Here is a 25,701-nt window from a genome sequence, read left to right as displayed (position 1 = left end):
TCGTCGTCACCCAGTTGGTCCTCAGCTACGAAACGCGGCCAGACGGCGTGGCAGAAGCACGAAAGCCCGCAAGGGAGAGAAGAACACCGGAACTACGGCGTCATCATGGGCAAGATCACCCCGTACGGCGTCCGCGAGGAGTATCAAGCACCATGACCGAGTCACCGAAGTCGGCCACGATCTTGAGTTGACCTCCCAGCGCCGTCACGTATGCGGCCAGGGTGGCAACTTCGCTGATCACTCCGCTCTCGATCTGTGAGATGCGGGCCTGTGACACGCCCATCGCCTGAGCGACATCCTCCTGCCGTAGGCCGAGCTTGCGTCTGGCTTCAGCGAGTTGGTACGCGCGTTGGCGAGCTACGAGCCCATCGCGGAGTTGGGCAACCTCCTGCTCATCGCCGGGTTGGACAAGCTCAGCGCGCAGTTCCTCCCATGTCACCGCATGATCGCTCATTGCTCCCCCTCCTTGAGGTATCGGACAAAACGCGCCTCTGCCGTTTTGATCGCCACGTCATACCAACCGCCCCAGTCGCCGGATTTATCTCCGGCGACCAGGAACACAGCTTGGCGCCAAGGGTCGAAGACGAAGAGCATTCGCACCTCGCTCCGCCCGCTGGATCCAGGCCTCAGCTCCTTGAGGTTACGGATAGTCGACCCTTGAAGCGTGTCCACCAAGGGCCGCCCCAGACCGGGACCTTCCTCAGCGACCCGATCCAAGGCCGCAGCGATCAGCAAGAGTGTCTGCCGATCCGCCTTCCGTAGCTCGTGAAGCCAGTCACGGACCTCTGGAACGATCACTATCTGCCAGTTCACTCAAGCATAATAAATTTATTATGTTGATCCAAGAGGGGTTTTGGCAACTCAGCGTATCGTCAACGTCACAAAATCTCCCTCTCCTCTTAAGGCAGGGATCACGAGTGGCCCAGAGAGAAGGAACCTTGCCGGAGTCGCCCAAGCGGCCGGTTGACCCCGGGTGGGGATGCGATCGGAGAACCCCTCCACTCCGACCGATCACGAGGCGTGCGGGTGCGCCTTCGCCGTGTTCGCTCAACCCCTACCTGGCCTGACGTTCCCGTCGAAGACACCTCGTGCCTCGTCGATCATCGCAACGCGATCGTCACGGAGACTGCATATCGCGAGTAGATCCGCCCGGCACACCTGCAGGCGCGGAGGCGTTGGACGAAGCCTTCAGGAGTTGGTCACTCTCGTCGACTGCGTCCACGGACGTGGTGTACGAGTTTCCGCTGGACGTGACCTCCTCATGCCGCTCGGCGAGATCAGGATCGGCCTCGAAGGAGGCGAAGAACGGAAGATCACGCTCGGCGCCCCCGTGCTCGCCAAGGCGACCATGGATCAGCTCCGGAGCCGGACGCAATTCCGCCTCCGGCAACTGGTCCACCAGATGGTGGAGTTCCTCACGCATGACGCTCACACCGACGAATGTAAGTCGTACCCCCTCAGGCGACAGTCCTGTTAAACCCTCTCCCACGAGCTGTACCAGCCGGTCAGTCCAGGACCTGGACCCGGCGTTGGCCTGCACGCCCCCGAAGCCTCATGTAGAGCCCGCAAGGAGGACGGGCCCGTCCAGGCCAGGAGGGCCACCTCTCTGGAGTGGTTCGCGACATAACAAGCACTCACCAAGCGATGAAGCCCCGACGCCATCCCCGGAAACGTAAGAGGCCCTGGCCTGTTAACACAGATCAGAGCCTCGCATGGTGGGCACTACTGGGTTCGAACCAGTGACATCTCGCTTGTAAGGCGATCCGGGCAGGGACCCGACCAGGGCCTATACCTGCCCTGACCTGGGCGTACGGTCCACGACCGTCCACCGTTGTCCGGCCCCGTCCATGGCCGTTGTCGCTCAGATGGTCACCCGGAACTCGCGCTCTCTACGCGTCCTGCCATCAGGGCTGATTTTGATGCCCCACAGCACACCACAGCGAGCGGGATTCCTCTGCACCGGGTGACCGGTGTCCGTCGATCAGGCCGCGTGCGGCTCGAACCAGACCGAACCCAGATCATGACCGGAGGTGAGACGAACATCGGCGTTCAGCGCCGCGGCTAGATGTCGCAGCAAGGCGATCGTCGGCGCGGTCCCGCCTTCCTCGATGCACTCGATCTCATCCTCGGTCATACCCGCACGCTCAGCCAGCTCCGCCACGGTCAGCCCAAGCGCGCTACGCCGGTCATACAACGCCTTGCCGAAGGCCAGCGCCTCTCGAATCATGATCCGTTCGGGATCCTCAACCGAGGGTTCAGGCCGCACCCAGCGGGTGTGATAACCAGTCATCACGCCTGCCTCATAAATCTCGGCCACCGGCCCATGATGGTCGCGTTCACAGATCTTCTGCGCCCGGACCGCCCTGTCGATCTGCCGCTGATCATGCTGCTTCGTCTTACGGAAAACCGTGAGCAACACGATCGTCCTACCCGGAGTACACCAGTACGTCACCCGAGCTGCAACATCACGCAGGCGGACACGCAGTTCCCAGACCGGCCCCTCCAGGTGATCCGACCATGGGCCGCCAAGCTCAGCCCCTTTTTCCGCCAGCAGACCGGCCACCTCGTCAACGCGTTTGAAGTCGCCGTCGCTCAGATTGTCGAGCCACTCTCGAACCTCCGGCTCGATCTCAAAACCATATGGTTTGCGCAACTGAGACTCCCTCCGCAGACGCACTTACTGAGGGTAGCGAGTCATTGCCGACGGCGACGGGGATGGAACCCATCTCACCCTGTTTGCATCGCCAAGGGGGAAACAGTACAGGTGCGCGCTCCCACACGGCCCAGTTACTTAGGACTCCTAACAAAAGTGGCGGGCTTGACCTGGTCAGAGGTCGGTGTCGTGCACGAGGCCGCCAGGTAGCGAGACGCGTTCAGCCGCGTAATCGCACGCGATAAACCTGGCGACGTCGGCGATCATCCCCGGGATACTGGTCGCCCATGGATGAGGTCAAAGTCGTCGTCGCCCATTCCGAGCGCGCGACTCTGCGCGTCGGTGACGTGTTCTTGAAGGTGGACGCCGATCAGGCGCGCATCGACGTCGAGGTCGAGGCGATGTCCCTCGCGCCGGTCCCGACCCCGGAGGTCCTGTGGCGCAAGCCGCCCGTGCTCGCGATCGCCGCACTCCCGGGGACGACGCTTGGGCGCCTCGGCGGGCCGTCGACCGGGTCGCCGGCGGCGTGGGCCGCGGCGGGCGCCGCCATCCGGAAGCTGCACGAAGCGCCCCTGCCGCCCCTGCCGGGCAGGGCCGGCCGGAGCATCGTCGCGCTGGCGGCGAAACTCAACGACGAGTGCGAGTTGCTCGTGACGAACGGTGTCCTGCCCGCCGACCTGGTCACCCGCAACCGCCAGGTCGCCGAGGCCGCGCTCCGGCCGTGGACTCCGGCGTTCACACACGGCGACCTGCAGATCGCGCACGTCTTCGTCGACGGCGACGAGGTCACCGGCATCATCGACTGGTCCGAGGCGGGCCAGGGTGATGCCCTGTACGACCTCGCCACCTTCACGCTCGGACACGAGGAGCACCTCGACGACGTCATCGCCGGCTATGGCACCGACATCGACCTCGACGTGATCCACGCGTGGTGGTCGCTGCGAAGCCTGCTGGCAGTTCGCTGGCTGATCGAGCACGGCTTCGACCCCTTCGCACCGGGCTGTGAGGTCGACGCGCTGAGATCCCGGATGTGAGGCTGCGCGGGCCCGACTGCTACGTATGCGTTCTGACGCATCGAGCAGGCCATCCCCTGGGGCGATCGCCCGCCCTTACTCTCAACAAAGTGCGGTGCGCAGTCGTCGCCAGCAGATGACGGCGCAGCCAAGGGTGACGAACGCGTGGTGGATGTCGTCGCGGATCTCCCAGCGGATACGCAGGCGGCGGAACCAGTGCAGCAGCGCGATCGCTCCTTCCACGACCCAGCGGTACACGCCCAGGCCGGAGCCGTGCCCGGTGCCGCGCCGGGCGAGGTGCGGGGTGATCTGGAACCGGCGGACCTTGTCCCGGTAGACCTCGTGGTCATAGCCGCGGTCGGCGTACAGGTGCTCGGGGCGGCGCAGTGGCTGGCCGCGCTTACCGCGGATCGGCGGGACGGCCTGGATCAGCGGGATCAGTTGGGTGACGTCGCCCGCGGTTGCCGCCGGTGGTGATTGCCGCGAGCGGGATGCCGTGCGCTTCGACGATCAGGTGGTGCTTGCTGCCGGCCTTGCCCCAGTCCACCGGGGACGGACCGGTGGCCGGCCCGCCCTTCATCGCGCGGATGTGGCTGGAGTCGACCGCTGCGCGGGAGAAGTCCAGCAGGTCCGCGGCCCGCAGCTCGGAGAGCAGCAGCTCGTGCAGGTGCTGCCAGACCCCGGCCTCGTTCCAGTCCCGCAGCCGTCGCCAGCAGGTCATCCCCGAGCCGCAGCCCAGCTCCTGGGGCAGAAACTCCCAGCGGATCCCGGTGTACAGCACGAACAGGATCCCGCACAGCACCCTGCGACTATCCAGACGCTTACGACCTGGACGCCGCGGATTACGTGGGACGACCGGCAGCAGCGGCTCGATGCGCGCCCACAACTCGTCGTCGATCTCCCACGGTCTGGCAGCGGTCTTCCTCGTCTCGACTGGCTCGCACCCCCTTCGGCCAGCATCAACGAGAACTGACACACCGTCATTCCCAGAGGTCCAGAAGCCTCTTTTTGTTAGGAGTCGTAAGTCGAAAAACAAAGCCCTTGACCTGTCTTAGCAGGTCAGGGGCTTGTGGTGGGCACTACTGGGTTCGAACCAGTGACATCTCGCTTGTAAGGCGAGCGCTCTACCGCTGAGCTAAGCGCCCCGGGAATCCCGTCTGGCAGACGGGATAACACCTTACGCCACCCGGGGGGATTTCAGCACATCCAATGACCACGTGGCGCCGGCGTCGGGGACTCCGGCCGCGCGCCAGCCGAGGAGGGCCGCGCCGAGCATGCCCGCGTTGACGCCCAGGGCGGCCGGACGGAGCGGCGGGGCGGCGCGGAAGGTCAGGCGCTTGCGGAGGCGGTCGGCCAGCGGGTCGGACAGGAGGGGGCCGGCTTCGGCCAGGCCGCCGCCCAGGACGATCACGGAGGGGTCCAGGAGCAACGTGTAGGTGGCCAGGGCGAGGGACAGGGCCTCGACAGCGTCGTCCCACACCTCCGCGGCCACGGGGTCACCTGAGACGGTCAGCGCGGCGACCTGTTCGGCCGTGGCGGGTGAGGCGGCCCGGGCGGAGTAGCGGCGGCCGACCGCGGAGGCCGAGGCGTAGGTCTCCAGGCAGCCGATCTGGCCGCAGGCGCACGTCTCCCCCCCGGGGAAGACCGGGATGTGACCGATCTCACCCCCCCATCCGGCGGCCCCGCCGTACGGCTCGCCGTCGACGATCACGGCGCCGGCGATGCCCGTGCCGATGGGCAGGAAGAGGAAGTCGGAGACCTCACGGCCGGCGCCGAGCACGCTCTCGGCGAGGCCCCCGGTGCGCACGTCGTGGCCGAGCATGACGGGCACGTCGAGCGGGACGAAGTCGGCCGCGGGGACGTCGCGCCAGCCGATGTTGGCGGAGTAGAGCGCCGCGTCGGCCGTGACCAGGCCCGGTACGGCCAGGCCGACTCCGGCGGGGGTGCCGCCGCCGGCGGCGGCGAGGTCGTCGATGAAGGATCGGATCGTCCCGACGACGGCGGCGGGCCCTTCGTCGCGCGGGGTCGCCCGGCGGTCGGTGCGGAGGACCTCGCCCGAGCGGGTGACGAGACCGCCCTTCATGGACGTGCCGCCGACGTCAAGGGCCACAACGAAGGAGCTCATGCACGCATCCAGCAGGTCGAAGGGGCAGGGCCGAGCCCGACCTTAGCGCATGGGGATATCGGCAGATCACCCCACATGCTCATAAATGCACTTAAAGCCGATATATGAGCATCAATGAACTCGCCCGAGGACGCGGTTCAGGGCGGCCTCGACCTCGTCCGCCAGGCCGGGCGCACAGGGGACCTCGGCCTGGCCACCGGCCCGCGCCGGTCGCACGGCCCCGCAGGAGCGGCACTCCACCTCGCCGAGCCGGCAGATGAGCGCGACGGAACCGCACGTGGAGCACGTGTCGAGATCGAGATCGTGCGCGCGCTGGCAGTCCGGGCAGATGAGCACCTGCGCCTCCTGGCGCACCCCGCGCTTCCACGGGCTGGCACCACGGATCGGGTCGCTCTGCCTGGCCCCGCAGGAGAAGCAGGGCATGATCGCCTCCGGAAGGTCGAGACCGGCGGACGCCCGTGAGCGCCCGCCGGATCACCACTCAGGAAAGTTCGGCGAGCGCCTTGTGGTAGTCGGCGACGTCGCGTGCCTCCGGGATCGGCTTCACGACGCTCCAGCGGACCACGCCCTCGCCGTCGATGATGAAGGTGCCTCGGATGGCGAGTCCCTTCTCCTCATCGAACACACCGTACGCCTGGGCGACCTGTCCGTGCGGCCAGAAGTCGGAGAGCAGCGGGAAGGTGTAGCCCTCCCGGTCCGCCCAGGCCCGGTGGGTGAACACCGAGTCGACCGAGACGGTCACCACCTGGACGTCCTCGGGCGCGGTGGCGATGAACTCGTCGCGGATGGCGCAGAGCTCACCGTGACAGACGCCGCTGAACGCGAGGGGATAGAAGATCAAAACGACCCTTCTGCCCCGGTAGTCCGAAAGCTTGACCGGAGTGCCGTGCTGATCCTTCAGCTCGAAATCCGGAGCCGGAGAGCCTACCTCGACTGCCATACCAGAGGTCCTTTCATCGGATGATGGGCGCGCCATCATCCTGCCGTACGGCTCGCGCGAGCCGTACGGCAGGGCAGGGCCCCTTAGCGGCGCGCCTTAGGCGTGGCCAGCCTCGTTCCCGACCAGTCGGGGGCAGCGCTGATGCTGCTGGTCTGCGAGAGACCCGCCGTCGTGGCGTCCTCCCCGATGTCGCTTGGCTCCACGTGCCCGTCCCGCCCCGCTTTGGGGGTGAGCAGCCAGATCTGGCCCCCCTCGCTCAGATTGGTCAGCACGCTGCTCAGGGCATCGAACAGATCACCGTCTCCGTCGCGCCACCACAGCAGCACGATGTCGACGACGTCCTCGAAGTCCTCATCGACCAGTTCGTTGCCGGTCAGTTCCTCGATGGAGTCGCGCAGATCGTCATCGGCGTCTTCGTCCCAACCGATCTCCTGCACCACCTGACCCGGCTTGAGACCGAGTCGTTCGGCCAGGCTGCGTTCGCCCTGCGCCTGACCCGCGGTCGCGCTCACGTTTGTCCCTCCTGCTTGAATGGCCCCGCGATTACACGGCGCTCAAAGTGCTTCGGCACAGTCCACACGCTGTGACCCTCGGTCGTCAACGGTCGCCACGGCAACGACTGGGCTACGTATGAATTAGTCCGACAAAAATGACAAACGGACCTGGCGTTCCCGATTGTCGACGTTGAGATCCACAACGGCAATGGACTGCCAGGTGCCCAGTGCGAGCCGCCCGGACAGAACCGGGACGGTGGCGTACGGAGGAATGAGAGCCGGCATGACATGCGACCGTCCATGCCCTCTGGATCCGTGCGCATGCCTCCATCTGTCGTCGGCCGGAAGCAGGTCCTTCAAGGCCGCGATCAGGTCGTCGTCACTGCCCGAGCCGAGCTCGATCAGCGCGACCCCCGCGGTCGCGTGCGGCACGAAGACGTTCAGCAGACCGTCTCCCCCACACGACCGGACGAAGCTCTCGCACTCGGCGGTGATGTTGTGCACCCGCTCGCGGGAGCCCGTTACCACCTCGATTGTCTGAGATCTCACATACCCGATCCTACGATCCATCCTGAGCTGGGACGACGACAGCGCGCAGTCCGGGTGGCACCGGATACGTACATCTGCCGCCGAACCGCACCGTACAAGGGGGTGCGACCCCGACGCCGACCGGATTAAGGATCTTTCTTTACCGGATCGGTAGACCGGGCGCGCGCCTTCCCGCCCCGCCGACGCGCCGCCGCGCCGCAACGGATCCGGTATCGGGAGCCCCACGGCCCCCTGTCACCTCCTCCGGCACTGCGGCCTTCCGGATTCGTACGGCCCAGCCCTCCAGAAAGAAGGGGCGTGGATGTAACCTTTGGTGGCTATTCGTCCTACCATCGGTGGTCTAGGCCACTTACACGCCCCTGCCAGCAGGGACCTCCTGGTTACCGGTCAGTAGAGATGCACTTTCCGGGGTAAGAGACCAGGATGGAAGACGACCTACACCAGACAAAAGTCCATCCTCGGAAGGCGAGACCCAGTGGCTTCCGGACGCCAGCGTTTCTCGGTCATCAGCGACGGCCTACCCAGCCAGCTCCCTGATGTCGACCCCAGCGAGACCCAGGAGTGGCTCGAGTCGCTCGACAACGTCATCAAGACGGAAGGTCGCACTCGAGCCCGTTATTTGATGCTTCGCCTGTTGGAGCGGGCCCGCGAGAACCAGGTCGGGGTCCCCGGCCTGCGCAGCACCGACTACATCAATACCATTCCCCCGGAGCGAGAGCCCTGGTTCCCTGGCGACGAGTACGTCGAGCGCCGGATCCGTGCCTACATCCGGTGGAACGCGGCCGTCATGGTGACCCGGGCCAACGCCCGCACCAACGTCGGCGGCCACATCGCGACCTACGCCTCGGCCGCGTCGCTCTACGAGGTGGGTTTCAACCACTTCTTCCGCGGCAAGGACCACGGCGAGTCCGGTGACCAGGTCTTCATCCAGGGCCACGCCGCACCGGGCATCTACGCCCGGGCGTTCCTGGAGGGCCGCCTGAACGAGGCCCAGCTCGACGCCTTCCGGCAGGAGCTGTCGCACGGCTTCAAGGGCCTGCCCTCCTACCCGCACCCGCGTCTGATGCCGGACTTCTGGGAGTTCCCCACGGTCTCCATGGGTCTCGGTCCGATCGGCGCGATCTACCAGGCCCGGTTCAACCGCTACCTGCTGAACCGGAAGATCAAGGACACCAGCCGCAGCCATGTCTGGTGCTACCTCGGCGACGGCGAGATGGACGAGCCGGAGTCGCTCGGCGCGATCGGCCTGGCCGCCCGCGAGGAGCTCGACAACCTCACCTTCGTCATCAACTGCAACCTGCAGCGTCTCGACGGCCCGGTGCGCGGCAACGGTAAGATCATCCAGGAGCTGGAGTCCTACTTCCGGGGCGCCGGCTGGAACGTCATCAAGGTCGTGTGGGGCCGTGACTGGGACCCGCTGCTGGCGGCCGACGTCGACGGCGTGCTGGTCAACAAGATGAACACCGTCCCCGACGGCCAGTTCCAGACCTACTCCGTCGAGAGCGGCGAATACATCCGCGAGAACTTCTTCGGCGGCGACCCCCGGCTGCGCAAGATGGTCGAGCACCTGTCGGACGAGGACATCCGCAAGCTGTCGCGCGGCGGCCACGACTACCGCAAGGTCTACGCGGCCTACAAGGCGGCCCGTGAGCACGTCGGCCAGCCGACGGTCATCCTCGCCCAGACCATCAAGGGCTGGACGCTGGGCAAGGACTTCGAGGCGCGCAACGCGACGCACCAGATGAAGAAGATGTCCAAGGCCGACCTGAAGGAGTTCCGCGACCGGCTCTACCTGCCGATCCCGGACTCCGCGCTCGAAGGCGACCTGCCGCCCTACTTCCACCCGGGCGAGAACGACCCCGAGATCGAATACATGAAGGAGCGCCGCGCGGCCCTGGGCGGTTTCCTGCCCAAGCGCGTGATCCGCGCCAAGCCCGTCAAGCTTCCGGGCGACGCCGCCTACGCGCAGCTCAAGAAGGGCTCCGGCAAGCAGAACGTCGCCACCACCATGGCGTTCGTCCGGCTGCTGAAGGACCTCATGCGCGACAAGGAGATCGGCCACCGGTTCGTGCCGATCATCCCGGACGAGGCGCGCACCTTCGGCCTCGACGCGATCTTCCCGACCGCCAAGATCTACTCGCCGCACGGCCAGACCTACGACGCCGTGGACCGCGAACTGCTGCTGTCCTACAAGGAGTCGACCGAGGGTCAGATCCTGCACGAGGGCATCAGCGAGTCGGGCTCGATGGCCTCGACGATCGCCGTGGGCTCGGCCTACGCCACGCACGGCGAGCACATGATCCCGATCTACATCTTCTACTCGATGTTCGGCTGGCAGCGCACCGCCGACCAGATGTGGCAGCTCGCCGACCAGATGGGCCGGGGCTTCCTGCTCGGCGCCACCGCCGGCCGCACCACGCTGAACGGTGAGGGCCTGCAGCACGAGGACGGCCACACCCCGCTGATCGCCTCGACGAACCCGGCGGCGGTGTCCTACGACCCGTCGTGGGGCTTCGAGGTCGCCCACATCGTCAAGGACGGCCTGCGGAGGATGTACGGCGAGCAGCCGGAGAACGTCTTCTACTACCTGACCGTCTACAACGAGCCCTACCCGCAGCCGGCCGAGCCGGCCGACCTGGACCTGGAGGGCCTGCTCAAGGGCCTCTACCGGTTCGCCGCGGCGCCGGCCGTACAGGGTCCGAAGGCCAACATCCTGGTATCCGGCGTGGCCGGTCCGTGGGCCATGGAGGCCCAGCGGATGCTGGCCGAGGAGTGGGGCGTGGCGGCCGAGGTCTGGTCGGCGACCTCCTGGGCGGAGTTGCGCCGCGAGGCGCTGGCCGCCGAGGAGCACAACCTGCTCAACCCCGACGCCGAGCAGCGCGTGCCGTACGTGACCCAGGCGCTGTCGGCGGCCCAGGGGCCGTTCGTGGGCGTCAGCGACTACATGCGCGCGGTGCAGGACCAGATCGCCCAGTGGGTTCCGGGTGACTGGACCTCGCTCGGCACCGACGGCTTCGGCCTGTCGGACACCCGGTCGGCGCTGCGCCGCCACTTCCACGTGGACGCGGCCTCGATCACGCTCGCCGTGCTCACCCAGCTCGTCAGGCGGGGCGAGCTCGACTCGGCGGTGCTGAACGACGCGATCGCCAAGTACCACCTGAAGAACGGTGTCACCGAGGCGGGCGGCGCCGAGAGCAACGACACTCAGTCCATGGGGCTGTGATCTATGCCGGGCGGGTCCTTCTTTGGAAGGCCCCGTCCGGTTAGTGTTGAATCGCTCCCCCCGGCGAACAGTACGAGGGGAGCACTCCGTGCGAAGAATCCTGACGGCCGCCACCGTGACGGCGGTCCTGTCCACTGCGCTGGCCGCCTGCGGCGGCGGCGCCGCGCCCAGCGGGTACGGCGCCGCCGGCGGTCCCTCCACGCCGGGGTCCGTCCAGAGCTCGGCACAGGGCTCGGTGCAGCCGTCGGGCACGATCGACTGGGGCCCCTGCACCGACATCGAGCGTCCCGACGGTCAGGCTCCGGCCAAGCCCGACCCCAACCTGCAGTGCGGGACGCTCAAGGTTCCCCTCGACTACGCCAAGCCCGCCGGCGGGACAGTGGACATGGCGGTGATCCGGGCCAAGGCCACCGGTCCCGGTGAGCGGATCGGCTCCCTGGTCTTCAACTTCGGCGGCCCCGGCGGGTCCGGTGTCGACACCCTGGCCCAGGCCGTCAAGGTCTTCGGCACCCTGCGCGCCCGTTACGACCTGGTCAGCTTCGACCCGCGAGGGGTGGAGCGCAGTGACGGCGTCCGGTGCGGCGGCAACAGGATCATGGACAGGTTCACCTCGATGAACAGCGTGGCCACCAGCCCGGCGGAGCAGGCCGAGATGGACAAGATCATCAAGGAGTTCGCCGACGCCTGCCGGCGGACCTCGGGCAAGGTCCTGCCCCACGTCGGCACGGTGAACGCCGCCCGTGACATGGACCGGCTCCGTGAGGCCCTGGGCGACAACCGGCTCAACTACTTCGGCATCTCGTACGGCACGCAGCTCGGCGCGGTCTACGCCACCGAGTTCACCGAGAACGTGGGGCGTTTCGTGCTGGACGCCCCGCTCGACCCCAGCGTCACCCTGGCGCAGCGCACGCTGGTCCAGACGTCCGGGTTCCAGAACGCCTACGAGTCCTTCCTGAAGGACTGCGTCAAGGGTCCCGGCGAGTGCGCGGTCGGCGCCGACGTGACCATCGCGAACAAGAACGTCGACACCTTCCTGGCCGACCTGAGGGACAAGCCGCTGCAGGTCGGCGACCGCAAGCTCACCCAGGGACTGGCCGGCACCGGCATCGCCGCCGCGCTGTACTCCAAGCTGAGCTGGCCGCTGCTGGAGCAGGCCCTGGGCCAGGGGTTCACGGGCGACGGCCGGATCCTGATGGCCCTGGCCGACAGCTACAACGGCCGCAAACCCGACGGGTCCTACTCGACCCTCATGAGCAGCTTCCCGGCCATCAGTTGCGCGGACACCGCCGAACGGCCCACCCCGCAGGAACTGGCCAAGATCGAGAAGGCGGCGTTGAAGATCTCGCCGCTGTTCGGCAGCGCGGGGCTGGGGACCATCTGCCGGGTGTGGCCGGTTGCGGGCAGTGACGCGGCCAGGAAGGTGAACGCCACCGGCTCGGCGCCCATCGTGGTCGTCGGCGGCACCGGCGACCCCGCCACGCCGTACGAGTGGGCGCCGAGGATGACCGCGGAGCTCGGGAGCGGCGTGCTGGTCACCTACAAGGGCGAGGGCCACGGCGCGTACCTGTCCGGCGACACGTGCGTGAAGAAGGTCGTCGACGGCTACCTGCTCGACGGGAAAACTCCCCCGAAGGACACGACCTGCCCCGCGTCCTGAGCACTCCGCCCCTCATCATGACCGGGCAGGGCCGACGCCCTGCCCGCTTTTGAGTGTGCGGCTCTTCGGCTGCGGCGGATCCCCGGGCCGCAGCGGTCTGATCTCCGGCATTGCCGGCCCCTCACATGCGCCCCTTTACGCGCTTTTCCCAAGTATTACGCACCGGAACGGCGAAGATCACTCGCTTCTCGCAGAGCGCGGAGACAGAGACCGTTCGAACGGATTCGTTTGAAGAGTTTTTAACAGGGTTCCCGCTATACCTGTGGCGACAGGAGGGAAATCACGATGAGAACAGTTATGGCAGCGGCGGCGATCGCCTCCCTGGCCGCGCTGACGGCGTGCGGACCGGCCGGGAGCGACAGGGTCGCCTCCGTGACGGGCACGACGACGTCGGCCCGCCCGTCCACGCCACCCCAGGCAGACGGTCTGAAGTACGCCCGGTGCATGCGGGAGAACGGCGTCGACATGCCCGATCCGGAACCGGGTGGCGGCGCCGTCGTGATCCGCGGGAAAATCAACAAGAATAATCTGGACAGGGCGTCCAGGGCCTGCGATGAGTACAGCCCGACCGGCCCGGTGAAGAAAACGGTAACCGACCCGGAGTTTCAGGGCGCCTTTCTGGGGTTCGCCCGGTGCATGCGGGAGAACGGCGTCGACGTACCCGATCCCGAATTCTCCCATGGAAAGGTTCATTTCACCGGAAATGGAATGGAGCTGGGCACTCCGCAGAGCAAGAAGGCGATGGAGGCCTGCCGCGAACAGATACCCGGCGCCGGGAAGCGCCCCTGAGGCGCGGCAGGGCCCTGAGGCGCGGCAGGGCCCGCGCCATGACCGCGCCGCCCGCCCGGCTCGGCTCCCGGTGACGGCGGAGCGGACCCCGCCCGGCCGGTGACCGAGCCGGCCGGACATCACGATCATCCGCCGGCGCTTGTCCTGTCGCCGGTCTCCCGCGCGGTACGGACGGTCAGCGGCATCAGCAGGGCGGTGAGGACCAGCGCCCCCGTGGCGACGGAGAAGGCCCACTGGTAGCCGCTGACGGCGGCCGCCGGGGTGGAGTCCCCGGAGGCCAGCGCCGCTCCGGTGCGGCCTATCGCGATCGCGGTGAAGACGGCCAGGCCGAGGGCGCTGCCCAGCTGCTGCATGGTCGTCTGCACCCCGGAGCCGAGCCCGGCGTCGTCGTCGGTCACCCCCTGCAGGGCGGCGTTCTGCAGCGTGGGGAAGGCGATCCCCAGCCCTGCGGCGATCATCACCGTGGCGGGCAGCAGGTCGGCGGCGTAGCCGCTGGTGACCGACATGCGGAGCGCCAGATACACCATCCCGACGGCGCTGAGGAGGAGACCGGCGCCGATGGTGCCCGTGGTGCCCAGTTTGGCGGTCAGCGCGGTCGAGGCCATCAGGCCCCCGAGGAAGGCCACGCAGAAGGGAAGGTAGGCCAGCCCCGTGGCCAGCGGCTGGTAGCCGAGCACGTTCTGCATGTAGAGGGTGAGCAGGAACATGGTCGCCGCCATCCCGCTGGTCAGCGTGATCGTCGCCAGGTTCGCCGAGAGGCGGACGCGGCTGGCGAAGAAGCGCAGCGGCACCAGCGGCTCGGCGGTCTTCGCCTCCACGGCGACGAAACCGGCCAGTGCGGCCAGCCCCGCACCCAGCGGGACCAGGACGGCGGGGGCGGTCCACCCGTTGTGGCCGGCCGCGAGCAGACCGGCGATGAGCGCGATCAGGCCGGCGGTGACGAGCACCGCGCCCGCCCAATCCACCCGCCGGCCGCCGGAACCGGGCCGCGCCGCCACCAGGCGGGGCGTGAGGAGCAACGCGACCGCGGCGACCGGCAGGTTGACGAAGAAGACCCAGCGCCAGCCCGCCAGCTCGGTCAGCGCCCCGGACAGCAGCACTCCGGCCGTGGCGCCCAGCCCGCTCAGCCCTCCCCAGATCGCCAGGGCACGGGCCCGCTCACGGCTGTCGGCGAACATCAACGCGATCATCGACAGGGCGGCCGGCGCCGCCAGCGCCTCCCCGAGCCCCTGACCGAACCGGCTGGCCACCAGCATCCCCGTGCTCGCGGCGATGCCGCTGGTCAGCGACGCCACCGCGAACACCGCCGTGCCGACGAGGAACATGCGGCGCCGCCCCCACAGGTCGGCCAGCCGCCCGCCGAGCAGCAACAGCCCGCCCGCGGTCACGACGTAGGCGTTGACCACCCAGGCCAGATCCGCCGTCGACGCCCCCAGCTCCCGCTGCACCGACGGCAGCGCGACGTTCACGATCGAGCTGTCCACGGTGAACATGAACTGCACCAGAGCCAGCACCGCCAGCGCGCGCCAGCGGCGCGGATCCGCCGCGGCCGCCGTACCGGCCGAGTCTTGAACCGGCCCACGGGACCGGACGTCCTCATCCATGTGATCCACTCAAACGCCTGCGTCCCGTGGCGTCCAACAACGACTCGCCTTCTTGACAAGCAACGCTTGTCACTGCAGCTTGTTGGGGTGGATCTCGATCTCCGCCAGCTCCAGGCCTTCGTCACGACCTCCGAGGAGCTGCACTTCGGCCGGGCCGCGAGCCGCCTGTTCCTCACCCAGCAGGCCCTGTCCCACCGCGTCCGGCGGTTGGAGGCCACCCTGGGCGGGCCGCTGTTCGTGCGCGGCCATCACGTCGTCGAGCTGACCGACCTCGGACGGCGGCTGCTGCCCCTGTCGCGGCAGGCCCTGGCCGTCGCCGACGAGATCGTGGCCGCGGCGCAGCTCGGCCGGCAACCCCTGCGGCTCGACACCTTCCGCCCGATCGCCGCCTCCGCCCTGCTGCGCCAGCTGATCACGGACCTGGGCGACCTGCCGCTGGAGCTGAGCACCCGGCACAGCCTGGGCACCGCCCTGTCAGCTCTGCAGCGCGCCGAGATCGATGTGGCCTTCGGGCGGGTGCACGGTCTTCCCCACCCCTGGCCCGAGGACCTGGCACACCGGCTCCTGCGGCTCGAACCCCTCCACGCGTTGATGTCGGAACGCCACCCGCTGGCCGCACGGCCCACGCTGCGCCCTGCCGACCTGCGTCCCCAGGGGATCTGGACACCCGCCCTCGCGGGAGCCACCGAGCTGGACGGCTACCTGCGCGCGCTCGGCGACCATTTCCGGATCCCCCTGACCATCGGCCCGGCGGTCGCCACTCTCGACCAGGTGGTGGCACAGATCCACGCACACCCCGATCACGTATGGCTGATCGACGCCGACGTCCAGACCGCCCATGTCCCGGCCACGGCGCTGATCCCGCTGGTCGACCCCACCCCGCTCTACCCGTGGTCGCTGGTCTGGCGGCACGACAACCGCCACCCGCTCCTCGCCCGGCTGCTGCGCACCGCCGCCACGACGGCCCGGCGGGAGGGATGGCTGCGCTACGACCCCGCCCGGCACTGGCTGCCGGCCGAGGACCGGACCGCCGCCTCCGACGCCTCCCCGCCGGGCCGATGACCACCGATCCATGGCCATCCGCTACGGACCGCGCCGGCGCTCTCAGCCGAGGTCCGGGGCGTCCGCGAGCAGGTGGGGGATCTGCGGGGCGAAGCGCTCCGGCGGCTGCTCGGGCGAGACCTCCTCCGTCTCCTCCGCCCAGCCGATGCGGTCGAGCCGGAAGACCCGGGCGTCCTGCCGGAGCCGGCACATGCCCACGAGATACCAGTGGCCGCCGCGGCCGCCCACGAAGATCGCGGGCTCCACCTCGCGCCTGGTGATCCGGCCCTTGCGGTCCTCGTATTCGATCCGCAGCACCCTGCGGTGGAGCAGCGCCTGCTCGATCACGCGCGACGCGCGCGGGTACGGCTCCGGCTCGACGACCGGGTGCACCCGGAAGGCCGGCTCCCCGGCCCCGGCGTCCTTGGCGGGCGACATCGCCGCGACCAGCTTGCGCAGGGCGCTGCGGGCGTGGAAGGCGAGGGGATGGTCCCCCGCGCGTTCGAGCGCCGCCGCCACCGCCATCGCCTCGGCCGAGGTGAAGTCGAGCGGGGGCAGGGACACGCTCCTGTCGAAGGCGTAGCTCCCGCGCCTGCCGGGCTCGGCGTAGACGGGCACCCCCGACTGCCGGAGCGCGGAGATGTCACGCTCGACCGTGCGGACGCTCACCTCGAACCCGGCGGCCAGCTCACGCGCCGACCGGAACCGGGGCGAGACCGCGCGGAGCTCCTCGACCAGAGCGTAAAGCCGATCGGTACGGTTCACACTTGTGACGTTACGCGGTGATACCGACAGTCTCCGTGAGTACCGATCCCTTTAGCGCGGTTGAACCGACAAAACAGCATCGATAGCCTGTGGCGACACATCTCATTGGAGTTCGATGGCCGCAGGACCGAAACACCCACTGGCAGGACCACCTCCCCGCACGCCCGCCCCCAAGTCCTCGGGTGTGAAGGCGTCCACGGTCATCACGCTGACCGGGATCGGCGTCGTATCGCTGCTCCTCATCGGCTACTGCTCCGCCCAGGACGACTACGAAGAGGTCGGCGCCGACTGCGTGGACGTCAACAGCCTCGAGCCGGACGGGTCCTACACGGTCGTGGACGAGGACTACTGCGACGACGACCACGCCCACTACTACGGCTCCCGCGGCGCCTACAGCTGGTACTACGGAGGCGTGCGGTCCGGGGCGCGGATCACGCACGGCACCACCATGCGCCCCTCGGACGTCCAGATCACGAGCCGCAAGGGCACCGTGATCCAGCGCGGTGGCTTCGGCGGCCGCAGCGGCTGGGGCAGCGGGAGCTGAGCCCGGACAGATGAGACGCGAAACCTCACTCCCCCGGGACGGCTGGGAGAGCATCATCGAGAGCCACGGCCTGGCCTACCACCGTTCCGCCCACCCCGACGGCCTCGACCGCCCCTACTGGGACGAGAGCGTGCAGTACGTCTTCACGATGGACGAGGTCCTCGACCTGGAGAACCAGGTCGAGGAGCTGCACCGGATGTGCCTGCACGCGGTGGAATACGTCGTCGCGCACAGCCGCTACGCCGACTTCGCCATCCCCGAATGGGCGGCCCCGGAGATCGCCCGCTCCTGGGAGCGGAGCGACCCCCACCTGTTCGGCCGGTTCGACCTGCGCTACGACGGGACCGGCCCCGCCAAGCTGCTGGAGTACAACGCCGACACCCCGACCAGCCTGCTGGAGAGCTCGGTCGTGCAGTGGTTCTGGCTGCGCGACCGCTACCCGGACGACGATCAGTGGAACTCCATCCACGAGCGGCTGATCGACCGGTGGCAGCAGATAGCGGCCGGGCTGCCCACCGGCCCGGCGCACTTCGCCTGGACCAACATGGACGAGACCGGCGAGGAGGCGATGACCCTCGCCTACCTCCAGGAGACCGCCGACCAGGCGGGGCTGAAGACGATCGCCGTGGCCATGGAGGACATCGGCTGGGACAGCCTCAACCTGCGGTTCGTCGACATGGAGCGCCGGGTGATCCGCTCGCTCTGCAAGCTGTACCCGTGGGAGTGGGCGGTCGCCGACCCGTTCGGCGCCCGCGCGGTGCGCCAGCAGGTCTCGATGACCTGGATCGAGCCGCTCTGGAAGATGCTGCTGTCCAACAAGGCGCTGCTCGCGGTGCTCTGGGAGCTGTATCCCGGCCATCCGAACCTGCTGCCGGCCTACCTCGACGGCCCCCGCGACATGGCCTCCCACATCGCCAAGCCCCTGCTCGGCCGGGAGGGCGCGAACATGCGGATCGTCACCCCGGGCGACCGCGTCGAGACCTCCGGCGGCTACGGCGCCGAAGGTCACGTCTACCAGGAGTTCCAGCCGCTGCCCGTCTTCGACGGCTGGCGTCCCGTGCTCGGCGCCTGGATCATCCACGACGAGGCGGCCGGGGTCGGCATCCGTGAGACCTCAGGGTTCATCACCGACGACACGTCGTCCTTCGTCCCGCACCGCATCGAACTCTGAACCCTGGAGAACCACATGACCCTCACCCCCCAGCCCGTCCCGCTCCCGAGCCCGATCGGCGTCGAGACGATCTCACTGGCCGAGACCCTTGGGCGCGGCGCGCTCGCCATCGCCGCCTACGCCGCGCTCGGCGTGATCCTGCTGATCATCGGCTTCTACGTGATCGACATGGCCATCCCCGGCAAGCTCAGCCACCTGATCAAGTCCGACCGCAACCCCAACGCCACCCTGCTCACCGCCTCCGGCCTGGCCGCCGTCGGGCTCATCGTCGCGGCCTCCATCTGGTCCTCGGGCGGGGCCCTGCACGAGGGCCTGCTCGCGACCGCGGTCTTCGGCCTGGTGGGCATCGCCGTACAGACGGTGGCGATGATCGCCTTCGACAAGATCGCCGGAATGTCGGTCCGTGCCCTGGTCAGCGAGCCCGAACTCCAGCCCGGCGCACGCCTGCTGGCGGTAACCCACCTGGTCATCGGTCTGATCACCGCCGTCGCCGTCATCTGAGCGGAGGTCCTCCGGCGCCCGGCCGTGCGCGGAACCGTACAGAACGAGAGCCCGTACCCTGTCCGGCGCCGCGGCTGGCGCATCTCATGCGACCTGGCACTCTTAGTGACGTGAGGGAGCGGAACGAGCGAGGCAGCAGACACAGCGACGTCGTGGTCGAGCCCGGCGGGATGGAGCCCGCCAGGAGGGAGCCCGACCCGGACCGGGTCAGGGAGGACACCACGCGCAGGCTGGAGCGGGCCATGGGCACGCTGGGCACGGCCGCCATGGCGAGGATGGAAGACCGGCTGATGTGGTTCCGCGCCCTGTCCGCCGAGGACAGGTCCTGGGTCGGGCTGGTGGCCCAGGCGGGGATCGCCGCGTTCGTGGAGTGGTTCCAGCACGCCGGGGAGGGCCGTCCGACCCCCAGCATCGAGTTCTTCGGCACCGCCCCCCGCGAGCTCAAGCGCTCCATCTCGCTGCAGCAGACCGTGGACATCGTACGGATCGTGGTCGAGGTGGTCGAGGCGCAGACCGGGGATCTGGCCGCGCCCGGCGGGGAGGACCAGCTCCAGCAGGCGATGCTCCGCTACACCCGCGACGTCGCGTTCGCCGCCGCCCAGGTCTACGCGCGGGAGGCCGAGGCGCGGGGCGCCTGGGACGCGCGGCTGGAGGCGCTGATCGTGGACGCGCTGGTCCGGGGCGAGGTCGACGACGGCCTGCACTCGTGGGCCGCGGCGCTCGGCTGGATCTCCTCCCCCGTCGTCGTGCTGGCCGGGCAGACGCCCGACAACGACCCTCAGACGGTGATCGACGGGCTGCGCGACCGGGGCCGCAGGTCCGGGCTGGACATGCTGGCGGGGGTCCAGGGCGACCGGCTGATCGTGATCGTGGGCGGCGCCGACAGCGTCAGCGCCGCGGCCAGGCACGTGGTGCCGCGCTTCGGTCCGGGGCCGATCGTGATCGGGCCCGAGGTGAACGACCTGCACGCGGCCGCGCGCTCGGCACGGGCCGCGATCGCCGGCCTGCGGGCCGCCGGCGGCTGGCCGGACGCGCCCCGGCCGGTCCACGCCGAGGACCTGCTGGCCGAGCGCGCGATCGACGGGGACGCCGACGCCAGGAGCCAGTTGGTGGAGAACGTCTACCTTCCGCTGGTGGGCACGCCGCTTCTCGACACGCTCGCGACCTACCTCGAACAGGGCACCTCCCTGGAGGCCACGGCCCGGCTGCTTTTCGTGCATCCGAACACGGTGCGCTACCGTCTGCGTAAGATCACCGAGCTGACCGGATACCAGCCCACGGAGGGGCGTTCCGCCTTCACCCTGCAGGTGGGACTCATCCTCGGCCGCCTGTCCGAAACAATCGTGACCTAGAGGTCCTTACTTAACCTCGGCGAAACCTCCGCTGTAGGCTTCCTACAAAAAGGTGTGGATAAAGTTCGTTCGTATCCTTATCCGGGTAGCAGACTCCTACAGGGCAGGCTGGATTTCGTGCTCGTCATCGTCGCTCCGGGCCAAGGCGCCCAGACCCCAGGCTTCCTCGCCCCATGGCTCGAAATACCGGGTCTGGCCGATCGCCTGTCCGCTTGGTCAGACCTGGTCGGCCTCGATCTGGTCGCCTACGGGACCACCGCCGGCGCGGACGAGATCCGTGACACCGCGGTCGCCCAGCCACTGCTCGTGGCCGCCGGCCTGGCCGTGGCGGAGGTCCTCGGGGCCTCCCCCGCCATCGTCGCCGGGCACAGCGTCGGGGAGCTGACCGCCGCCGCCCTGGCCGGAGTCCTCACCCCCGAGCAGGCCCTGACCCTCGTCCGCGAGCGCGGCCAGGCCATGGCCAAGGCCGCCGCGGTCACCGAGACGGGCATGGTCGCCGTCCTCGGCGGCGCCGAGGAGGACGTACTGGCGGCCATCGCCGGGCACGGTCTCACCCCGGCCAACATCAACGGGGCCGGGCAGATCGTGGCCGGTGGCACGCTGGCACAGCTGGAGGCCTTCAGGGCCGAGCCGCCCGCGCGGGCCCGGCTGATCCCGCTCTCGGTGGCCGGCGCCTTCCACACGGTGCACATGGCCCCCGCGGTCGACCACCTGCGCAAGGCCGCCGCCGGCATCACACCCGGCGACCCGTCCACCACCCTGCTGTCCAACGCGGACGGCGCGGCGGTCACCAGCGGCGCCGAGTTCGTGGAGCGTCTGATCAACCAGGTCGCCAACCCGGTACGCTGGGACGCCTGCATGGCCACGATGGCCGACCGGGGCGTCACCGCGATGATCGAGCTGGTCCCCGGCGGCACCCTCACCGGCCTGGCCAAACGAGCCCTGCGCGGGGTGGCCACCGTCGCTCTGAAAACCCCCGACGACCTGGACGCGGCCCGCGGGGTTCTCAGTGGATCGGCGTGAAGCCGGTGCGGTGAGCGCGGCGGTCCACGAGGCACGAGCGGCCTCCGCAGCTAACGAGGAGTGGTGAGCGACGGATGAAGATCATGAATGGCGCTCCTGGCGCGAAGATCCTGGCCTTCGGCCACTATCAGCCGTCCAAGGTGGTCACCAACGACGATCTGTCGGCGACCATGGAGACCAACGACGAGTGGATCCAGAGCCGCGTCGGCATCAAGGAGCGCCGGATCGCCCCCGAGGGCGAGTCCGAGATCGACCTGGCCGTTCAGGCGGGCGGCAAGGCCCTCGCCGCGAGCGGGCTGGCGGTCACCGACATCGACCTGGTGATCGTCGCCACCTGCACGCTGGAGACGCAGATCCCCAACGCGGCCGGCCGGGTGGCCACCCGGCTCGGCATCGACGCCCCCGGCGCCTTCGACGTGAACACCGCCTGCTCCGGCTTCTGTTACGCGCTGGCCGTCGCCAACGACGCGGTCCGCGCGGGCTCGGCCACCAACGTGCTGGTCATCGGCACCGAGAAGCTCTCCCAGTGGATCGACTGGACCGACCGGGCCACCGCGGTGATCTTCGCCGACGGCGCGGGCGCCGCGGTCGTCGGCCCGTCCGACACCCCCCGCATCGGCCCGGTGGTGTGGGGCAGCGCCGGCGACAAGTCCGACGCGATCATCATCAAGGACCGTGACTCCTTCCTGCACCAGGAAGGCCAGACCGTGTTCCGCTGGGCCACCACCGCGCTCCACCCGGTGGCCAAGGAGATCTGCGAGCGCGCCGGGGTGGACCCCGCCGACCTCGCGGCCTTCGTGCCCCACCAGGCCAACCTGCGCATCATCGAGGCCATCGCACGCAAGCTCGGCGCCGACAACGCCGTCATCGCCAAGGACATCGTGCTGGCGGGCAACACCTCCGCGGCCTCGATCCCGCTGGCGCTGTCCCGGATGATCGAGCGCGGCGAAGTCCGGTCGGGCGACCTCGCCCTGCTGCTGGGCTTCGGCGCCGGCCTGACCTACGCCGGTCAGGTCATCGAGGTCCCCTGAGACCTGTACGGCTCCGGCCGTGCGGAACAAAGCTTGTACGGCTCCGGCCGTGCAGAACAAGAAGAAACCCAATCCAAGGAGAACAAGCGACATGGCTCTGACCGAGCAGGAGATCCTCGCTGGTATCGGCAAGATCATCAACGAGATCACCGGCATCCCGGCCTCCGAGGTCAGCCCGGAGAAGAACTTCGTGGACGACCTCGACATCGACTCGCTGTCCATGGTCGAGATCGCCGTCGCCGCCCAGGACGAGTTCGGCGTCGAGATCCCGGACGAGCAGCTCAAGCACCTGAAGACCGTCAAGGACGTCATCAACTTCATCCAGAACTGAGACGTCTGAAGATTTCCCGGATTTGACCCGCGATTCACAAGGAGCGCAGAACGTGAGTACAGACCAGGTACGTGTCGTCGTCACCGGGCTCGGCGCGACGACGCCCCTCGGTGGAGACGTCGCCTCGACCTGGTCGGCGCTTCTCGCCGGTCAGTCCGGGGTCCGCAACCTCACCGAGGACTGGGTCGACTCGGTCCCGGTGAAGTTCGCCGCCGTGGCCGCCGTGGACCCGACCGAGGTGCTGCCCCGGCCGGAGGCACGGCGGCTTGACCGGGCCGAGCAGTTCGCGCTGGTCGCGGCCCGCGAGGCCTGGGCGCACGCCGCGATCGACAAGGTCGACCCTGAGCGGCTCGGCGTGGTCGTGGGCAGCGGCATCGGCGGCATCACCACGATCCTCGCCGCCTACGACACCTTCAAGGAGAAGGGCTGGCAGCGGCTCTCGCCGTACACCGTCCCGATGCTGATGCCGAACGGCGCGGCGGGCTGGATCGGCATCGAGGTCGGCGCCCGCGCCGGCGTGCACGCCACCGTGAGCGCCTGCGCCACCGGCGCAGAATCGATCGGCTACGCCATCGAGATGATCCGTTCCGGACGTGCCGACGTGGTCGTGGCCGGCGGCACCGAGGCGGCCATCCATCCTCTGAACATCGGCTCCTTCGCCGCCATGCGCGCGATGTCCACCCGTAACGACGCGCCCGAGCTGGCCTCCCGCCCGTGGGACAAGGACCGTGACGGCTTCGTCCTCGGCGAGGGCGCCGGCATCGTCGTGCTGGAGTCCGAGGAGCACGCCCTCGCGCGCGGCGCCAAGATCTACGCGGTGGCCGCGGGTGTCGGCTACTCCGCCGACGCCCACCACATCGCCCAGCCGGAACCGACCGGCGCCGGGGTCATGCTGGCCATGCGCCGCGCCCTGGAGAACTCCGGCCTCACCGGCCAGGACATCAAGCACGTGAACGCGCACTCCACCTCCACCCCCGCGGGTGACGTGGTGGAGACCCTCGCGATCAAGGAGGTCATCGGCGCCCACCCGCTGGTCAGCGGCACCAAGTCGATGACCGGCCACCTGCTCGGCGGCGCCGGCGGCATCGAGTCCGTCTTCACCGTCCTGGCGCTGCACGAGCGGATCGCTCCCGGCACCATCAACCTGGACAACCTCGACGACGGCGTCGAGGTGGACATCGTGCGCGGTGAGCCGCGCAAGCTGCCCGACGGCCAGATCGCCGCGATCAACAACTCCTTCGGGTTCGGCGGGCACGACGTCGCCGTCGCCTTCACGAGCATCTGACAGGGAGCCAGTGATGACCGTGCTCGACAACAGGGTGGTGACCGACGCCTCCGACAAGGAGGTTGACGATCCTCGCGATCCCCAGGTGCGCCTCGCGGCCCTTCTCGACGAGGGCTCGGTCCAGCTGATCTCCCCCGTGGACCGCAGCGGCGTGCTCGCCGCGACGGGCCGCGTGGAGGGCGTGCCGGTGGTGGTGTTCGTCAGCGACGCCCGTGTCCAGGGCGGCGCGATGGGCAGCGAGGGCTGCGAGCACATCGTGCACGCCTACGACGTCGCGGTCCGCGAGCGGGTCCCGGTCATCGGCGTCTGGCACTCGGGCGGCGCCCGCCTGGCCGAGGGCGTCGAGTCGCTGCACGCGGTCGGCCGTGTCTTCGCCGCGATGACCCGGGCCTCCGGCGTCGTGCCGCAGCTGTCGGTGGTGGTCGGCCCCGCGGCCGGCGGCGCCGCGTACGGCCCGGCGCTGACCGACATCGTGATCCTGGCCGACGAGGGCCGCATCTTCGTCACCGGCCCCGACGTGGTCCGCAGCGTGACCGGTGAGCAGATCGACATGGCCGCGCTCGGCGGCCCCGAGCCGCACAGCAAGCGCAGCGGCGTCGTGCACATCGTCACCAAGAACGAGACCGAGGCCTACGTCCAGGCCCGCCGCCTGGCGGTGCTCCTGGGCCACCAGGGCCGGGTCCGCGGCGACATCGAGGAGGTCGACTTCTCCGGCCTGCTGCCGGAGAACGTCCGCCGCGCCTACGATGTCAAGCCGCTGGTCAAGGGCCTGCTCGATGAGCCGGGCGTCGAGCTGCACCCCAAGTGGGCACCCAACGTCGTCACCACGCTGGGCCGTCTCGGAGGCCGGACCATCGGCGTGATCGCCAACAACCCCATGCGCCTGGGCGGCTGCCTGGACTCCGCCTCCGCCGAGAAGGCCGCCCGGTTCGTCCGGATGTGCGATGCCTTCGGGGTGCCGCTGGTCGTCCTGGTGGACGTCCCCGGCTACCTCCCCGGTGTCGGTCAGGAGCACGACGGCGTGGTCCGCCGCGGCGCCAAGCTCCTGCACGCCTTCGCCGAGGCCTCCGTGCCGCGGATCACGGTGGTGACCCGCAAGGCGTACGGCGGCGCCTACATCGCAATGAACTCCCGTTCGCTGGGCGCCACCCGGGTCTTCGGCTGGCCGACCACCCAGATCGCGGTCATGGGAGCGGTCGCCGCGGTCCGCATCCTCAAGCGCCGCGAGCTCGCGGCGGCACCGGAGGAGGAGCGCGCGGCCCTGGAGGCCAGGCTCGCCGAGGAGCACGAGATCCTCGCCGGCGGCCTCGACCGGGCCATCGAGCTCGGCGTGGTGGACGAGGTCATCAAGCCCGAGGAGACCCGCGGCGCCATCGCCAAGATCCTGGCCCAGGCCACCCCGGCCCGTGGCGCCCACGGGAACATCCCGCTCTGACCCGCTTCAGCGACGCCCCCGCCGGCCCTCCGCCGGCGGGGGCGTCGTGCTTTCCCCGGCGCGGGCCGTCGCCCCGGGACGCGGCACGGGCGTGACCCCCGGAGCACGGGTCCGTCTGCCACAGAGGGCGGGAGAGCCGTACCGGAGCCGTTCCGAGGCGCCCGGAACGCGTACC

The 25,701-nt window shown here is 69.1% G+C and carries 26 protein-coding genes and 1 tRNA gene; 14 read left to right on the top strand and 13 right to left on the bottom strand.

Annotated elements, in window-relative coordinates; genetic code table 11:
• Positions 1 to 115 precede the first annotated feature (115 nt).
• The 4 genes from BM085_RS32105 to BM085_RS46345 form a co-directional block, all read right to left on the bottom strand.
• Entirely contained in the window at positions 116 to 454 is a 339-nt protein-coding gene (locus BM085_RS32105) for a transcriptional regulator (RefSeq protein ID WP_093890565.1), read from the bottom strand.
• Positions 451 to 813: a type II toxin-antitoxin system RelE/ParE family toxin gene (locus BM085_RS32100; RefSeq protein ID WP_093890564.1), complete on the bottom strand. Its 363-nt coding sequence runs from the start codon at positions 811 to 813 to the stop codon at positions 451 to 453. Before BM085_RS32100 ends, BM085_RS32105 begins: the two co-directional genes overlap by 4 nt.
• Positions 814 to 1,117: 304 nt before the next feature.
• Entirely contained in the window at positions 1,118 to 1,432 is a 315-nt protein-coding gene (locus tag BM085_RS43625; protein ID WP_143121157.1) for a hypothetical protein, read from the bottom strand.
• A gap of 549 nt (positions 1,433 to 1,981) precedes the next feature.
• The gene (locus BM085_RS46345) at positions 1,982 to 2,653 is read right to left on the bottom strand and encodes a type II toxin-antitoxin system RelE/ParE family toxin (RefSeq protein WP_245789823.1); all 672 of its coding nucleotides are present in this window, start codon (positions 2,651 to 2,653) and stop codon (positions 1,982 to 1,984) included.
• 287 nt (positions 2,654 to 2,940) lie between these two features.
• On the opposite strand from BM085_RS46345, the gene BM085_RS32080 reads away from it, so the two are divergent.
• Positions 2,941 to 3,687, top strand: a complete 747-nt coding sequence (locus BM085_RS32080) for a phosphotransferase family protein (RefSeq protein ID WP_093890562.1) — start codon at positions 2,941 to 2,943, stop codon at positions 3,685 to 3,687.
• 81 nt (positions 3,688 to 3,768) lie between these two features.
• Here BM085_RS32080 and BM085_RS32075 read toward each other — a convergent pair.
• The 7 genes from BM085_RS32075 to BM085_RS32045 form a co-directional block, all read right to left on the bottom strand.
• Positions 3,769 to 4,564, bottom strand: a protein-coding gene (locus BM085_RS32075) for an IS5 family transposase (RefSeq protein ID WP_093890582.1) whose coding sequence is annotated in 2 segments (ribosomal slippage) — positions 3,769 to 4,122 and positions 4,124 to 4,564 — 795 coding nt in all. Because the reading frame shifts where the segments join, the coding sequence is not laid out codon by codon here.
• 172 nt (positions 4,565 to 4,736) lie between these two features.
• Positions 4,737 to 4,811: transfer RNA gene (locus tag BM085_RS32070), tRNA-Val, on the bottom strand.
• 32 nt (positions 4,812 to 4,843) lie between these two features.
• Positions 4,844 to 5,791, bottom strand: a complete 948-nt coding sequence (locus BM085_RS32065; protein ID WP_093890561.1) for an ROK family protein — start codon at positions 5,789 to 5,791, stop codon at positions 4,844 to 4,846.
• A gap of 111 nt (positions 5,792 to 5,902) precedes the next feature.
• Positions 5,903 to 6,214, bottom strand: coding sequence for a hypothetical protein (locus tag BM085_RS32060; RefSeq protein WP_093890560.1), 312 nt, complete (start codon positions 6,212 to 6,214; stop codon positions 5,903 to 5,905).
• A gap of 58 nt (positions 6,215 to 6,272) precedes the next feature.
• Positions 6,273 to 6,731 (bottom strand): peroxiredoxin, encoded by a 459-nt coding sequence (locus BM085_RS32055; protein WP_031170118.1) that lies wholly within the window; start codon positions 6,729 to 6,731, stop codon positions 6,273 to 6,275.
• An 83-nt stretch (positions 6,732 to 6,814) separates the two neighbouring features.
• Positions 6,815 to 7,243 (bottom strand): DUF3052 domain-containing protein, encoded by a 429-nt coding sequence (locus tag BM085_RS32050; RefSeq protein WP_012893470.1) that lies wholly within the window; start codon positions 7,241 to 7,243, stop codon positions 6,815 to 6,817.
• Between the two features lie 123 nt (positions 7,244 to 7,366).
• Complete coding sequence (locus tag BM085_RS32045; RefSeq protein ID WP_093890559.1) at positions 7,367 to 7,774, bottom strand: secondary thiamine-phosphate synthase enzyme YjbQ; 408 nt, start codon at positions 7,772 to 7,774, stop codon at positions 7,367 to 7,369.
• A 475-nt stretch (positions 7,775 to 8,249) separates the two neighbouring features.
• On the opposite strand from BM085_RS32045, the gene aceE reads away from it, so the two are divergent.
• The 3 genes from aceE to BM085_RS32030 all read left to right on the top strand — a co-directional run bounded on the left by aceE (position 8,250) and on the right by BM085_RS32030 (position 13,443).
• Positions 8,250 to 10,997: a pyruvate dehydrogenase (acetyl-transferring), homodimeric type gene (aceE, locus tag BM085_RS32040; protein ID WP_093890558.1), complete on the top strand. Its 2,748-nt coding sequence runs from the start codon at positions 8,250 to 8,252 to the stop codon at positions 10,995 to 10,997.
• A gap of 88 nt (positions 10,998 to 11,085) precedes the next feature.
• On the top strand, positions 11,086 to 12,654 hold the full coding sequence (locus tag BM085_RS32035) for an alpha/beta hydrolase (protein WP_093890557.1): 1,569 nt from the start codon (positions 11,086 to 11,088) through the stop codon (positions 12,652 to 12,654).
• Positions 12,655 to 13,026: 372 nt separating this feature from the next.
• On the top strand, positions 13,027 to 13,443 hold the full coding sequence (locus tag BM085_RS32030) for a hypothetical protein (protein ID WP_143121156.1): 417 nt from the start codon (positions 13,027 to 13,029) through the stop codon (positions 13,441 to 13,443).
• A 125-nt stretch (positions 13,444 to 13,568) separates the two neighbouring features.
• Here BM085_RS32030 and BM085_RS32025 read toward each other — a convergent pair whose 3' ends face one another.
• Positions 13,569 to 15,047 (bottom strand): MFS transporter, encoded by a 1,479-nt coding sequence (locus BM085_RS32025; RefSeq protein ID WP_093890555.1) that lies wholly within the window; start codon positions 15,045 to 15,047, stop codon positions 13,569 to 13,571.
• Positions 15,048 to 15,134: 87 nt separating this feature from the next.
• Here BM085_RS32025 and BM085_RS44815 point away from each other — a divergent pair, with 87 nt between their 5' ends.
• Positions 15,135 to 16,109 carry a LysR family transcriptional regulator gene (locus BM085_RS44815; RefSeq protein ID WP_177245375.1) on the top strand — a complete coding sequence of 325 codons (975 nt, stop codon included), beginning with the start codon at positions 15,135 to 15,137 and terminating at the stop codon, positions 16,107 to 16,109.
• A gap of 42 nt (positions 16,110 to 16,151) precedes the next feature.
• Here BM085_RS44815 and BM085_RS32010 read toward each other — a convergent pair whose 3' ends face one another.
• Positions 16,152 to 16,853 (bottom strand): helix-turn-helix transcriptional regulator, encoded by a 702-nt coding sequence (locus BM085_RS32010; protein WP_093890553.1) that lies wholly within the window; start codon positions 16,851 to 16,853, stop codon positions 16,152 to 16,154.
• Positions 16,854 to 16,968: 115 nt separating this feature from the next.
• Between BM085_RS32010 and BM085_RS32005 the strand changes: the two genes are divergently transcribed.
• The 9 genes from BM085_RS32005 (at position 16,969) to BM085_RS31965 (ending at position 25,526) form a co-directional block, all read left to right on the top strand.
• Entirely contained in the window at positions 16,969 to 17,397 is a 429-nt protein-coding gene (locus tag BM085_RS32005) for a hypothetical protein (protein ID WP_245789822.1), read from the top strand.
• Positions 17,398 to 17,407: 10 nt separating this feature from the next.
• Entirely contained in the window at positions 17,408 to 18,568 is a 1,161-nt protein-coding gene (locus BM085_RS32000) for a glutathionylspermidine synthase family protein (RefSeq protein WP_093890551.1), read from the top strand.
• A 15-nt stretch (positions 18,569 to 18,583) separates the two neighbouring features.
• Positions 18,584 to 19,069: a DUF350 domain-containing protein gene (locus tag BM085_RS31995; RefSeq protein WP_093890550.1), complete on the top strand. Its 486-nt coding sequence runs from the start codon at positions 18,584 to 18,586 to the stop codon at positions 19,067 to 19,069.
• Positions 19,070 to 19,239: 170 nt separating this feature from the next.
• On the top strand, positions 19,240 to 20,421 hold the full coding sequence (locus BM085_RS31990; protein ID WP_245789825.1) for a PucR family transcriptional regulator: 1,182 nt from the start codon (positions 19,240 to 19,242) through the stop codon (positions 20,419 to 20,421).
• 117 nt (positions 20,422 to 20,538) lie between these two features.
• The gene (locus BM085_RS31985; protein ID WP_093890548.1) at positions 20,539 to 21,444 is read left to right on the top strand and encodes an ACP S-malonyltransferase; all 906 of its coding nucleotides are present in this window, start codon (positions 20,539 to 20,541) and stop codon (positions 21,442 to 21,444) included.
• Positions 21,445 to 21,518: 74 nt separating this feature from the next.
• Positions 21,519 to 22,475 carry a beta-ketoacyl-ACP synthase III gene (locus BM085_RS31980; RefSeq protein ID WP_031170092.1) on the top strand — a complete coding sequence of 319 codons (957 nt, stop codon included), beginning with the start codon at positions 21,519 to 21,521 and terminating at the stop codon, positions 22,473 to 22,475.
• 91 nt (positions 22,476 to 22,566) lie between these two features.
• Entirely contained in the window at positions 22,567 to 22,806 is a 240-nt protein-coding gene (locus tag BM085_RS31975) for an acyl carrier protein (protein WP_012893485.1), read from the top strand.
• 52 nt (positions 22,807 to 22,858) lie between these two features.
• A complete protein-coding gene (gene fabF / locus BM085_RS31970) occupies positions 22,859 to 24,091 on the top strand; it encodes a beta-ketoacyl-ACP synthase II (protein WP_093890547.1) in 1,233 nt (410 codons plus the stop codon).
• Between the two features lie 13 nt (positions 24,092 to 24,104).
• Positions 24,105 to 25,526 (top strand): carboxyl transferase domain-containing protein, encoded by a 1,422-nt coding sequence (locus BM085_RS31965; RefSeq protein ID WP_093890546.1) that lies wholly within the window; start codon positions 24,105 to 24,107, stop codon positions 25,524 to 25,526.
• Positions 25,527 to 25,701: the final 175 nt, after the last annotated feature.

Origin of the sequence: Streptosporangium canum, from assembly GCF_900113865.1 — a bacterium.
Taxonomy (GTDB): Bacteria; Actinomycetota; Actinomycetes; order Streptosporangiales; family Streptosporangiaceae; genus Streptosporangium; species Streptosporangium canum.
The sequence above is the reverse complement of the archived record's forward strand: the minus strand, read 5'-3'. Positions and strand labels throughout refer to the sequence as shown.